The organism is Chryseobacterium sp. W4I1 (assembly GCF_030816115.1).
In the GTDB taxonomy this organism is placed as follows: Bacteria; Bacteroidota; Bacteroidia; order Flavobacteriales; family Weeksellaceae; genus Chryseobacterium.
The window spans coordinates 4606665-4621265 of sequence record NZ_JAUSXQ010000001.1 but is presented as its reverse complement, the minus strand read 5'-3'; the positions used below and the strand labels follow the sequence as shown (position 1 = coordinate 4621265).

4 tRNA genes and 6 rRNA genes are annotated in these 14601 nt (G+C 42.1%); all 10 read right to left on the bottom strand.

The features are described 5' to 3' along the window. Positions 1 to 1777: 1777 nt before the first annotated feature. Positions 1778 to 1885, bottom strand: a 5S ribosomal RNA gene (rrf, locus tag QF044_RS21535). A 147-nt stretch (positions 1886 to 2032) separates the two neighbouring features. Then, positions 2033 to 4792, bottom strand: a 23S ribosomal RNA gene (locus QF044_RS21530). A 204-nt stretch (positions 4793 to 4996) separates the two neighbouring features. After that, positions 4997 to 5070, bottom strand: a tRNA-Ala gene (locus QF044_RS21525). A gap of 86 nt (positions 5071 to 5156) precedes the next feature. Further along, positions 5157 to 5230 (bottom strand) — tRNA-Ile (locus QF044_RS21520). Between the two features lie 223 nt (positions 5231 to 5453). Continuing rightward, a 16S ribosomal RNA gene (locus QF044_RS21515) occupies positions 5454 to 6971 on the bottom strand. Together the 16S, 23S and 5S rRNA genes with 2 tRNA genes alongside form the textbook arrangement of a ribosomal RNA operon. A gap of 2166 nt (positions 6972 to 9137) precedes the next feature. After that, positions 9138 to 9245, bottom strand: a 5S ribosomal RNA gene (gene rrf / locus QF044_RS21510). Between the two features lie 147 nt (positions 9246 to 9392). Beyond that, positions 9393 to 12152, bottom strand: a 23S ribosomal RNA gene (locus tag QF044_RS21505). 204 nt (positions 12153 to 12356) lie between these two features. Continuing rightward, positions 12357 to 12430 (bottom strand) — tRNA-Ala (locus tag QF044_RS21500). Between the two features lie 92 nt (positions 12431 to 12522). Next, positions 12523 to 12596: transfer RNA gene (locus tag QF044_RS21495), tRNA-Ile, on the bottom strand. 224 nt (positions 12597 to 12820) lie between these two features. Next, positions 12821 to 14338, bottom strand: a 16S ribosomal RNA gene (locus QF044_RS21490). Positions 14339 to 14601 lie beyond the last annotated feature (263 nt).

Sequence of the window (14601 nt, the reverse complement as noted above, 5' to 3'; positions counted from 1 at the left end):
CAACTTAATACACCACAAAACAAACTTATTTAACATAAAATTCATATAGCATGAAGCTTGGGGATAAATATCATCGTAATAACCTAATTGGCAATGGATTGTAAACATAACGAACTTATCCACAAGAAACGATTGGAATTTATATAAGGGAAGAATGTAGTGGAGTTATGCTCAAATATATGATGGATGAGAATGACAGAGCGAAAAGAGGAGGATGAAGTGCGGGAAAATATCGCCCTATGGAAAGGAGACTCAAAAGTAATGCTGGGAAGAAAAGAGTTTTATCCAACTATATTCTATATTCTATATTCTATATTCTATATTCTATATTCTATATTCTATATTCTATATTCTATATTCTATATTCTATATTCTATATTCTATATTCTATATTCTATATTCTATATTCTATATTCTATATTCTATATTCTATATTCTATATTCTATATTCTATATTCTATATTCTATATTCTATATTCTATATTCTATATTCTATATTTAGATATAAAAATACCTCTCGCAGATCTGGAAGATTGAACAGATAATAAGTATAAGGACTGTATATAGCATGAGTATGAGCTGAGTTTTTATATTTCCCATTATAGACACTAGAGTTGGATCCTATTGGATATAATATTTTATTTTAACGCAAAGTTTCTTTCTTTACAGTGTATAGTTTTAAGGGAAGCAAAGGAAGGATCAATTTCATTGATCTTTTGAAGCAGACGCTGATATTTAAGTTTTGGCTAAAGCCTTTGGTATAAATTTATATATAAAGTGGGCTAAAGCCCACCTCTATTGAATAAAATTACAAGTCATAATCCATCAAAAGATTTGTTATAATGAGTCCCAATTTTTGCTAATGATTTTAACTCATATCCAGAACTATTAAAATATAGCTCCATAAAAATGTTCAGTTTAAATAGAGAATATAATTTCCAAAGTAAATGATTAGGTAATGTAAACTTTTATAAAGTAAAGTTCAGAAAGTGATTATCTTCAAAATGATATAAAAAAATATCTCACGCAAATCTGGCGGATTAGACAGATTTTAAAATTACATCCATAATAATTTTGATAGATCTAAGTTTTGGCTAAAACCTTTGATGTAAATTCATATACAAGTGGGCTAAAGCCCCTCTATTGAATAAAACTAAGAGTCATAGTTTATCAAAGGATTCATCATAATGAGTCCCAATTTTTGATAATGATCTTAATTCATATCCAGAACTATTAAAATATAGGCTCCATATTATAAAATGTTCAGTTTAATAGGAGATACAATTTCCAAAGTAAATGTTTAGGTACCGTAAGCTTTTATAAAGTAAGGCTCAGGAGTAATTTATGTGTAAAATATACTAGAAAAATATCTCTCGCAGATCTGGCGGATTAGACAAATTTAATAAAGGAGAGACTTCCCTTATGTTGGTTTGGTTAAAGCTATTCATAGGTGAATACCGAGAAGCTGGTTAAAAATGAGTAAAGATATATTTTAGGCGAGTTGCCCACCTCTATTGAATAATAAATTCAGAACTTTAATAAACAATATGATAGAATATGGAGTGGTAAGTGAATGATAGATAAAACAGATTTGAAAACCAGCCAGAAATAAATTCTAAGAGCACAATAAAATGAATGAATATGATCGGAATAAGTAATTGAAAATAAATAATAAGATTGATTAAGGACAGCCTTATTACCTATTAACTATGTATCTTTTGGGCTTATGTACAAAACAAAAAAGTCTCATACAATATGTATGAGACTTTTAAATAAAAACTGGCGGCGGCCTACTCTCCCGCTTTCGCAGTACCATCGGCGCTGGTGGGCTTAACTTCTGTGTTCGGAATGGGAACAGGTGAGCCCCACCGCTATAACCACCCTAAATATGGTTTAATGTAACAATGTAGTGAATATAACAGTGTAACAATTGACATTGGTACATTGATAAACTTTTACATTGGTAAATTATTTTTATCGATAAAAACATTCACAAAGAGCTAACCTTTCTGCACTTCCAAGTACCTTATTAGGCTATAAATCTACGGGTAATTAGTACTACTCGGCTATGACATTACTGCCTTTACACCTATAGCCTATCAACGTGGTCATCTCCCACGACCCTTAAAAGATGTCTCATCTTGAGGCGAGTTTCGCACTTATATGCTTTCAGTGCTTATCTCTTCCAAACGTAGCTACTCAGCGGTGCTCCTGGCGGAACAACTGATACACCAGAGGTTTGTTCAATTCGGTCCTCTCGTACTAGAATCAAGCCCTCTCAAACATCTAACGCCCGCAATAGATAGAGACCGAACTGTCTCACGACGTTCTGAACCCAGCTCGCGTGCCACTTTAATGGGCGAACAGCCCAACCCTTGGGACCTTCTCCAGCCCCAGGATGTGACGAGCCGACATCGAGGTGCCGAACCTCCCCGTCGATGTGAGCTCTTGGGGGAGACTAGCCTGTTATCCCCGGAGTACCTTTTATCCTATGAGCGATGGCCCTTCCATACGGAACCACCGGATCACTATGTCCTGCTTTCGCACCTGATCGACTTGTAGGTCTCACAGTCAAGCACCCTTATGCCATTACACTCTACGCACGGTTACCAAGCGTGCTGAGGGTACCTTTGAAAGCCTCCGTTACTCTTTTGGAGGCGACCACCCCAGTCAAACTACCCACCACGCAATGTCCTTCTAAAAGAAGTTAGGCTCCAAGTAAGTAAAGGGTGGTATTTCAACAGTGGCTCCACAAACACTAGCGTGCCTGCTTCAAAGCCTCCCACCTATCCTACACATTACTTACTCAAAGTCAATACGAAGTTATAGTAAAGGTTCACAGGGTCTTTTCGTCCCATTGCGGGTACTCGGCATCTTCACCGAGACTACAATTTCACAGAGCTCATGGTTGAGACAGTGCCCAGATCGTTACACCATTCGTGCAGGTCGGAACTTACCCGACAAGGAATTTCGCTACCTTAGGACCGTTATAGTTACGGCCGCCGTTTACTGGGGCTTCAGTCAAACGCTTCGCATTGCTGCTAACGCCCTTCCTTAACCTTCCAGCACCGGGCAGGTGTCAGACCCTATACTGCATCTTTCGATTTTGCAGAGTCCTGTGTTTTTGATAAACAGTCGCCTGGGCCTTTTTACTGCGGCCACCATTGCTGATGGCGTCTCTTCTCCCGAAGTTACGAGACTATTTTGCCTAGTTCCTTAACCATGATTCACTCTAGCACCTTAGGATTCTCTCCTCGACTACCTGTGTCGGTTTTGGTACGGGTTGCTTCACTTCGGCTTTTCTTGGAAGCACTTTCCCTACAACAACTTCGCCCGAAGGCTAGGTCTTGACTATTCCGTCAGTCTCCAGTAAGTACGGCACTCCGTCCCCTTTTTAGTGTGAGCAAGTATGGGAATATTAACCCATTGTCCATCCACTACCCCTTTCGGGTTCGCGTTAGGTCCCGACTAACCCTCAGCTGATTAGCATGGCTGAGGAAACCTTAGTCTTTCGGTGAGGGGGTTTCTCGCCCCCTTTATCGTTACTTATGCCTACATTTTCTTTTCTGTCCGCTCCACAATACCTCACGATACTGCTTCAGCGCAAACAGAATGCTCTCCTACCAGATATACCCCTAAGGTATAAATCCATAGCTTCGGTACTCTATTTATGCCCGATTATTATCCATGCCGGACCGCTCGACTAGTGAGCTGTTACGCACTCTTTAAATGAATGGCTGCTTCCAAGCCAACATCCTAGCTGTCAATGCAGTCCAACCGCGTTGCTTCAACTTAATAGAGATTTGGGGACCTTAGCTGTTGGTCTGGGTTCTTTCCCTCTCGGACATGGACCTTAGCACCCATGCCCTCACTGCCGCAGAACATTTATTAGCATTCGGAGTTTGTCAGGAATTGGTAGGTGGTGAAACCCCCGCATCCAATCAGTAGCTCTACCTCTAATAAACTTTATTGCGACGCTGCACCTAAATGCATTTCGGAGAGTACGAGCTATCTCCCAGTTTGATTGGCCTTTCACCCCTACCCACAGGTCATCCGAAGACTTTTCAACGTCAACCGGTTCGGTCCTCCACTCTGTGTTACCAGAGCTTCAACCTGCCCATGGGTAGATCACAAGGTTTCGCGTCTAATCCTACTAACTAACCGCCCTATTCAGACTCGCTTTCGCTCCGGCTCCGGACCTGAAGTCCTTAACCTCGCTAGTAAAATTAACTCGTAGGCTCATTATGCAAAAGGCACGCCGTCACCCAACTTGTGGGCTCCGACCGCTTGTAGGCGTACGGTTTCAGGTTCTATTTCACCCTTCTATTCGAAGTGCTTTTCACCTTTCCTTCACAGTACTTGTTCACTATCGGTCTTTCAGGAGTATTTAGCCTTGGAGGATGGTCCCCCCATATTCAGACAGGATTTCACGTGTCCCGCCCTACTCATTTATCATCTAAATATACCTTTCATATACGGGGCTATCACCCTCTATGGCTGTTCTTTCCAGAACATTCTATTAAATATATAAAGACTTTTGGGCTAATCCGCTTTCGCTCGCCGCTACTTACGGAATCTCTTCGATTTCTTTTCCTCCGGGTACTTAGATGTTTCAGTTCTCCGGGTTTGCTCTCCTTGCGGAGTGACATGTCTTCAACATGCCGGGTTGCCCCATTCGGACATCTGCGGATCAATTCGTGTGTGCCAATCCCCGCAGCTTTTCGCAGCTTACCGCGTCCTTCTTCGCCTCTGAAAGCCTAGGCATCCGCCATACGCCCTTAACGATTTCTTTCCTAATAATTATATTAGTTCAGTATTTTTTGATAAATTTTCATTTATCGATATTTTTATAAACTCGGCACTCGAAAGTGCTCGGTTATCTCTTTGTGATATCTTTACCGTTAATGTCAATGATCTTAATGTCTTCTTGTCAGTCTGATGAACAGATGTTGTTATTGGCTCCATCCGTAACTTTTAAATCAAACCTCCAAAACTGTGGAGAATAAGGGAGTCGAACCCTTGACCTCCTGCGTGCAAGGCAGGCGCTCTAGCCAGCTGAGCTAATTCCCCCTCTAGTTAGACTTGGAGACTAAAGAATAAAGAACAAAGACGTATCTTTTTTCTTTTCTCTTTCTTCTTCCCGTCTTTTTAATTAGTAGTCTCGGGCAGGCTCGAACTGCCGACCTCTACATTATCAGTGTAGCGCTCTAACCAGCTGAGCTACGAGACTTCATTAGACTTAAAGATAAAAGAACCAAGAACCAAGACGTAAACGTCTGTATCTCCCTTCTTTTCTCTATCCTCTTGTCTCTCTCTCCCTCTGATACTAATTTCTAGTGGGTTTTGTATTTTTATAATATATAGCAACCAAATAAAAAACTAAAGCCTAAACTTTAAGCAGAATCAATGTACAGTTAAGTACTTAATTTTGTTTAACGTCAATAGACGCTCTAAAATGAGATGTTCCAGCCGCACCTTCCGGTACGGCTACCTTGTTACGACTTAGCCCTAGTTACCTGTTTTACCCTAGGCAGCTCCTGTTACGGTCACCGACTTCAGGTACCCCAGACTTCCATGGCTTGACGGGCGGTGTGTACAAGGCCCGGGAACGTATTCACCGCGCCATGGCTGATGCGCGATTACTAGCGATTCCAGCTTCATAGAGTCGAGTTGCAGACTCCAATCCGAACTGAGACCGGCTTTCGAGATTTGCATCACATCGCTGTGTAGCTGCCCTCTGTACCGGCCATTGTATTACGTGTGTGGCCCAAGGCGTAAGGGCCGTGATGATTTGACGTCATCCCCACCTTCCTCTCTACTTGCGTAGGCAGTCTCACTAGAGTCCCCAACTGAATGATGGCAACTAGTGACAGGGGTTGCGCTCGTTGCAGGACTTAACCTAACACCTCACGGCACGAGCTGACGACAACCATGCAGCACCTTGAAAAATGTCCGAAGAAAAGTCTATTTCTAAACCTGTCATTTCCCATTTAAGCCTTGGTAAGGTTCCTCGCGTATCATCGAATTAAACCACATAATCCACCGCTTGTGCGGGCCCCCGTCAATTCCTTTGAGTTTCATTCTTGCGAACGTACTCCCCAGGTGGCTAACTTATCACTTTCGCTTAGTCTCTGAAGCTTAAAGCCCCAAAAACGAGTTAGCATCGTTTACGGCGTGGACTACCAGGGTATCTAATCCTGTTCGCTCCCCACGCTTTCGTCCATCAGCGTCAGTTGTTGCTTAGTAACCTGCCTTCGCAATTGGTGTTCTAAGTAATATCTATGCATTTCACCGCTACACTACTTATTCCAGCTACTTCAACAACACTCAAGACTTGCAGTATCAATGGCAGTTTCACAGTTAAGCTGTGAGATTTCACCACTGACTTACAAATCAGCCTACGGACCCTTTAAACCCAATAAATCCGGATAACGCTTGCACCCTCCGTATTACCGCGGCTGCTGGCACGGAGTTAGCCGGTGCTTATTCGTATAGTACCTTCAGCTACTCTCACGAGAGTAGGTTTATCCCTATACAAAAGAAGTTTACAACCCATAGGGCCGTCGTCCTTCACGCGGGATGGCTGGATCAGGCTCTCACCCATTGTCCAATATTCCTCACTGCTGCCTCCCGTAGGAGTCTGGTCCGTGTCTCAGTACCAGTGTGGGGGATCACCCTCTCAGGCCCCCTAAGGATCGTTGACTTGGTAGGCCGTTACCCTACCAACTATCTAATCCTGCGCGTGCCCATCTCTATCCACCGGAGTTTTCAATATCAAGTGATGCCACTTAATATATTATGGGGTATTAATCTTCCTTTCGAAAGGCTATCCCCCTGATAAAGGTAGGTTACACACGTGTTCCGCACCCGTGCGCCGCTCTCAAAGATCCGAAGATCTTCTACCGCTCGGCTTGCATGTGTTAGGCCTCCCGCTAGCGTTCATCCTGAGCCAGGATCAAACTCTCCATTGTATGTTTTTCCTGACCCACTCAAAGTATTATTTTACGCTTTAGTTTTTTCTTACTTGGTTGTATATTGTATGTCAATGATCTTTTTTCTTTCCGCAAGTTATAAGGAAGCTTTTCTGTCGTTCTGTTCCTTATTTGCGGTTGCAAAAGTAAATATTTATTTCTAATCGACCAAATGTTTTCTGAGAAATTTTAAAGTTTTTTAAGTAACCTTAAATCCCCATCCAAACCCTTAATCTTACCTGCTTCTGCGCTCCGTTTAACCGGACTGCAAAGATACAAAAAATTTTAACTCACACAACTCTTTTTTTAAAAAGTTTTGTTCATCTTTTAGCTCCCATATCTATAAGCTGGTTCTAAATCTTTATGCTTATCTAAAAGCTCTTCTGCGCTACTGTAGTACTCTCGTTTTTCAGTGGGGCAAAGATAACAACTTAATACACCACAAAACAAACTTATTTAACATAAAATTCATATAGCATGAAGCTTGGGGATAAATATCATCGTAATAAGCTAATTGGCAATGGATTGTAAACATAACGAACTTATCCACAAGAAACGATTGGAATTTATATAAGGGAAGAATGTAGTGGAGTTATGGTCAATTACATGGTGGGATAAGGATGATGGAGAAAAAAAAAGAGGATGAAGTGTGGGAAAATATCGCCTATGGAAAGGAGACTCAAAGTAATGCTGGGAAGAAAAGAGTTTTATCCAATATATTCTATATTCTATATTCTATATTCTATATTCTATATTCTATATTCTATATTCTATATTTTATCCAAAGATATTTGATATTTGATATTTGATATTCTATATTCTATATTCTATATTTCTATAGTTAGATGTAAAAAATCTCTCGCAGATCTGGAAGATTGAACAGATAATAAATATAAGGACTGTATATAGCATGAGTATGAGCTGAGTTTTTATATTCCCATGATAGACTCTAGAGTTGGATCTTATGGATAGACGATTTTATTTAACGCAAAGTTTCTTTCTTTACAGTGCATAGTTCTAAGGAAAGCAAAGGAAGGATCAATTTCATTGATCTTTATAAAGCTGCGTACTTGGGATGCTTTTAAGTTTTGGCTAAAGCCTTTGATATAAATTTATATATAAAGTGGGCTAAAGCCCACCTCTATTGAATAAAATTACAAGTCATAATCCATCAAAAGATTTGTTATAATGAGTCCCAATTTTTGCTAATGATTTTAACTCATATCCAGAACTATTAAAATATAGGCTCCATATTATAAAAATGTTCAGTTAATAGGAGATACAATTTCCAAAGTAAATGATTTACGTACTGTAAGCTTTTATAAAATAAGGCTCAGGAAGTGATTATCTCCAAAATAATATTGAAAAACATCTATCTAAGATCTGGCGGGTTAGACAAATTTAATAAAGGAGAGACTTCCCTTATGTTGGTTTAGTTAAAGCCATTCATAGGTGAATACAGAGAAGCGGGTTAAAAATGAGTAAAGATATATTTTAGGCGAGTTGCCCACCTCTATTGAATAAAACTAAGAGTCATAGTTTATCAAAGGATTCATCATAATGAGTCCCAATTTTTGATAATGATCTTAATTCATATCCAGAACTATTAAAATATAGCTCAATAAAAATGTTCAGTTTAATAGGAGATACAATTTCCAAAGTAAATGATTTACGTACTGTAAGCTTTTATAAAATAAGGCTCAGGAAGTGATTATCTCCAAAATAATATTGAAAAACATCTATCTAAGATCTGGCGGGTTAGACAAATTTAATAAAGGAGAGACTTCCCTTATGTTGGTTTAGTTAAAGCCATTCATAGGTGAATACAGAGAAGCGGGTTAAAAATGAGTAAAGATATATTTTAGGCGAGTTGCCCACCTCTATTGAATAATAAATTCAGAACTTTAATAAACAATCTGGTTAAATGAATATTGATAGAACATGGAGTGGTAAAGTAAATAATAGAGATAAAAAGGATTTGAAAACCAGCCCGAGAATTAATTCTAAAAACCTAGGTATACAAATATAAAATGAACATGATAAATAAATATAAAGGCAATGAATATTCAAGATAAATAATAAGATTGATTAGGGGCGACCCTATTACCTATGTATAGGTACAAAACAAAAAAGTCTCATACAATATGTATGAGACTTTTAAATAAAAACTGGCGGCGGCCTACTCTCCCGCTTTCGCAGTACCATCGGCGCTGGTGGGCTTAACTTCTGTGTTCGGAATGGGAACAGGTGAGCCCCACCGCTATAACCACCCTAAATATGGTTTAATGTAACAATGTAGTGAATATAACAGTGTAACAATTGACATTGGTACATTGATAAACTTTTACATTGGTAAATTATTTTTATCGATAAAAACATTCACAAAGAGCTAACCTTTCTGCACTTCCAAGTACCTTATTAGGCTATAAATCTACGGGTAATTAGTACTACTCGGCTATGACATTACTGCCTTTACACCTATAGCCTATCAACGTGGTCATCTCCCACGACCCTTAAAAGATGTCTCATCTTGAGGCGAGTTTCGCACTTATATGCTTTCAGTGCTTATCTCTTCCAAACGTAGCTACTCAGCGGTGCTCCTGGCGGAACAACTGATACACCAGAGGTTTGTTCAATTCGGTCCTCTCGTACTAGAATCAAGCCCTCTCAAACATCTAACGCCCGCAATAGATAGAGACCGAACTGTCTCACGACGTTCTGAACCCAGCTCGCGTGCCACTTTAATGGGCGAACAGCCCAACCCTTGGGACCTTCTCCAGCCCCAGGATGTGACGAGCCGACATCGAGGTGCCGAACCTCCCCGTCGATGTGAGCTCTTGGGGGAGACTAGCCTGTTATCCCCGGAGTACCTTTTATCCTATGAGCGATGGCCCTTCCATACGGAACCACCGGATCACTATGTCCTGCTTTCGCACCTGATCGACTTGTAGGTCTCACAGTCAAGCACCCTTATGCCATTACACTCTACGCACGGTTACCAAGCGTGCTGAGGGTACCTTTGAAAGCCTCCGTTACTCTTTTGGAGGCGACCACCCCAGTCAAACTACCCACCACGCAATGTCCTTCTAAAAGAAGTTAGGCTCCAAGTAAGTAAAGGGTGGTATTTCAACAGTGGCTCCACAAACACTAGCGTGCCTGCTTCAAAGCCTCCCACCTATCCTACACATTACTTACTCAAAGTCAATACGAAGTTATAGTAAAGGTTCACAGGGTCTTTTCGTCCCATTGCGGGTACTCGGCATCTTCACCGAGACTACAATTTCACAGAGCTCATGGTTGAGACAGTGCCCAGATCGTTACACCATTCGTGCAGGTCGGAACTTACCCGACAAGGAATTTCGCTACCTTAGGACCGTTATAGTTACGGCCGCCGTTTACTGGGGCTTCAGTCAAACGCTTCGCATTGCTGCTAACGCCCTTCCTTAACCTTCCAGCACCGGGCAGGTGTCAGACCCTATACTGCATCTTTCGATTTTGCAGAGTCCTGTGTTTTTGATAAACAGTCGCCTGGGCCTTTTTACTGCGGCCACCATTGCTGATGGCGTCTCTTCTCCCGAAGTTACGAGACTATTTTGCCTAGTTCCTTAACCATGATTCACTCTAGCACCTTAGGATTCTCTCCTCGACTACCTGTGTCGGTTTTGGTACGGGTTGCTTCACTTCGGCTTTTCTTGGAAGCACTTTCCCTACAACAACTTCGCCCGAAGGCTAGGTCTTGACTATTCCGTCAGTCTCCAGTAAGTACGGCACTCCGTCCCCTTTTTAGTGTGAGCAAGTATGGGAATATTAACCCATTGTCCATCCACTACCCCTTTCGGGTTCGCGTTAGGTCCCGACTAACCCTCAGCTGATTAGCATGGCTGAGGAAACCTTAGTCTTTCGGTGAGGGGGTTTCTCGCCCCCTTTATCGTTACTTATGCCTACATTTTCTTTTCTGTCCGCTCCACAATACCTCACGATACTGCTTCAGCGCAAACAGAATGCTCTCCTACCAGATATACCCCTAAGGTATAAATCCATAGCTTCGGTACTCTATTTATGCCCGATTATTATCCATGCCGGACCGCTCGACTAGTGAGCTGTTACGCACTCTTTAAATGAATGGCTGCTTCCAAGCCAACATCCTAGCTGTCAATGCAGTCCAACCGCGTTGCTTCAACTTAATAGAGATTTGGGGACCTTAGCTGTTGGTCTGGGTTCTTTCCCTCTCGGACATGGACCTTAGCACCCATGCCCTCACTGCCGCAGAACATTTATTAGCATTCGGAGTTTGTCAGGAATTGGTAGGTGGTGAAACCCCCGCATCCAATCAGTAGCTCTACCTCTAATAAACTTTATTGCGACGCTGCACCTAAATGCATTTCGGAGAGTACGAGCTATCTCCCAGTTTGATTGGCCTTTCACCCCTACCCACAGGTCATCCGAAGACTTTTCAACGTCAACCGGTTCGGTCCTCCACTCTGTGTTACCAGAGCTTCAACCTGCCCATGGGTAGATCACAAGGTTTCGCGTCTAATCCTACTAACTAACCGCCCTATTCAGACTCGCTTTCGCTCCGGCTCCGGACCTGAAGTCCTTAACCTCGCTAGTAAAATTAACTCGTAGGCTCATTATGCAAAAGGCACGCCGTCACCCAACTTGTGGGCTCCGACCGCTTGTAGGCGTACGGTTTCAGGTTCTATTTCACCCTTCTATTCGAAGTGCTTTTCACCTTTCCTTCACAGTACTTGTTCACTATCGGTCTTTCAGGAGTATTTAGCCTTGGAGGATGGTCCCCCCATATTCAGACAGGATTTCACGTGTCCCGCCCTACTCATTTATCATCTAAATATACCTTTCATATACGGGGCTATCACCCTCTATGGCTGTTCTTTCCAGAACATTCTATTAAATATATAAAGACTTTTGGGCTAATCCGCTTTCGCTCGCCGCTACTTACGGAATCTCTTCGATTTCTTTTCCTCCGGGTACTTAGATGTTTCAGTTCTCCGGGTTTGCTCTCCTTGCGGAGTGACATGTCTTCAACATGCCGGGTTGCCCCATTCGGACATCTGCGGATCAATTCGTGTGTGCCAATCCCCGCAGCTTTTCGCAGCTTACCGCGTCCTTCTTCGCCTCTGAAAGCCTAGGCATCCGCCATACGCCCTTAACGATTTCTTTCCTAATAATTATATTAGTTCAGTATTTTTTGATAAATTTTCATTTATCGATATTTTTATAAACTCGGCACTCGAAAGTGCTCGGTTATCTCTTTGTGATATCTTTACCGTTAATGTCAATGATCTTAATGTCTTCTTGTCAGTCTGATGAACAGATGTTGTTATTGGCTCCATCCGTAACTTTTAAATCAAACCTCCAAAACTGTGGAGAATAAGGGAGTCGAACCCTTGACCTCCTGCGTGCAAGGCAGGCGCTCTAGCCAGCTGAGCTAATTCCCCCTCTAGTAGAAATTTTAAATTTTAAATGATAAATTTTAAATTATTTTTAATCTAAAATCTATAATTTATAATCTATAATTCCATATAATTAGTAGTCTCGGGCAGGCTCGAACTGCCGACCTCTACATTATCAGTGTAGCGCTCTAACCAGCTGAGCTACGAGACTTCATTAGACTTAAAGATAAAAGAACCAAGAACCAAGACTTTAAACGTCTTTATCTCTCTTCTTTTCTCTATCCTCTTGTCTCTCTCTCCCTCTGATACTAATTTCTAGTGGGTTTTGTATTTTTATAATATATAGCAACCAAATAAAAAACTAAAGCCTAAACTTTAAGCAGAATCAATGTACAGTTAAGTACTTAATTTTGTTTAACGTCAATAGACGCTCTAAAATGAGATGTTCCAGCCGCACCTTCCGGTACGGCTACCTTGTTACGACTTAGCCCTAGTTACCTGTTTTACCCTAGGCAGCTCCTGTTACGGTCACCGACTTCAGGTACCCCAGACTTCCATGGCTTGACGGGCGGTGTGTACAAGGCCCGGGAACGTATTCACCGCGCCATGGCTGATGCGCGATTACTAGCGATTCCAGCTTCATAGAGTCGAGTTGCAGACTCCAATCCGAACTGAGACCGGCTTTCGAGATTTGCATCACATCGCTGTGTAGCTGCCCTCTGTACCGGCCATTGTATTACGTGTGTGGCCCAAGGCGTAAGGGCCGTGATGATTTGACGTCATCCCCACCTTCCTCTCTACTTGCGTAGGCAGTCTCACTAGAGTCCCCAACTGAATGATGGCAACTAGTGACAGGGGTTGCGCTCGTTGCAGGACTTAACCTAACACCTCACGGCACGAGCTGACGACAACCATGCAGCACCTTGAAAAATGTCCGAAGAAAAGTCTATTTCTAAACCTGTCATTTCCCATTTAAGCCTTGGTAAGGTTCCTCGCGTATCATCGAATTAAACCACATAATCCACCGCTTGTGCGGGCCCCCGTCAATTCCTTTGAGTTTCATTCTTGCGAACGTACTCCCCAGGTGGCTAACTTATCACTTTCGCTTAGTCTCTGAAGCTTAAAGCCCCAAAAACGAGTTAGCATCGTTTACGGCGTGGACTACCAGGGTATCTAATCCTGTTCGCTCCCCACGCTTTCGTCCATCAGCGTCAGTTGTTGCTTAGTAACCTGCCTTCGCAATTGGTGTTCTAAGTAATATCTATGCATTTCACCGCTACACTACTTATTCCAGCTACTTCAACAACACTCAAGACTTGCAGTATCAATGGCAGTTTCACAGTTAAGCTGTGAGATTTCACCACTGACTTACAAATCAGCCTACGGACCCTTTAAACCCAATAAATCCGGATAACGCTTGCACCCTCCGTATTACCGCGGCTGCTGGCACGGAGTTAGCCGGTGCTTATTCGTATAGTACCTTCAGCTACTCTCACGAGAGTAGGTTTATCCCTATACAAAAGAAGTTTACAACCCATAGGGCCGTCGTCCTTCACGCGGGATGGCTGGATCAGGCTCTCACCCATTGTCCAATATTCCTCACTGCTGCCTCCCGTAGGAGTCTGGTCCGTGTCTCAGTACCAGTGTGGGGGATCACCCTCTCAGGCCCCCTAAGGATCGTTGACTTGGTAGGCCGTTACCCTACCAACTATCTAATCCTGCGCGTGCCCATCTCTATCCACCGGAGTTTTCAATATCAAGTGATGCCACTTAATATATTATGGGGTATTAATCTTCCTTTCGAAAGGCTATCCCCCTGATAAAGGTAGGTTACACACGTGTTCCGCACCCGTGCGCCGCTCTCAAAGATCCGAAGATCTTCTACCGCTCGGCTTGCATGTGTTAGGCCTCCCGCTAGCGTTCATCCTGAGCCAGGATCAAACTCTCCATTGTATGTTTTTCCTGACCCACTCAAAGTATTATTTTACGCTTTAGTTTTTTCTTACTTGGTTGTATATTGTATGTCAATGATCTTTTTTCTTTCCGCAAGTTATAAGGAAGCTTTTCTGTCGTTCTGTTCCTTATTTGCGGTTGCAAAAGTAAATATTTATTTCTAATCGACCAAATGTTTTCTGAGAAATTTTAAAGTTTTTTAAGTAACCTTAAATCCCATCCAAACCCTTAATCTTACCTGCTTCTGCGCTCCGTTTAACCGG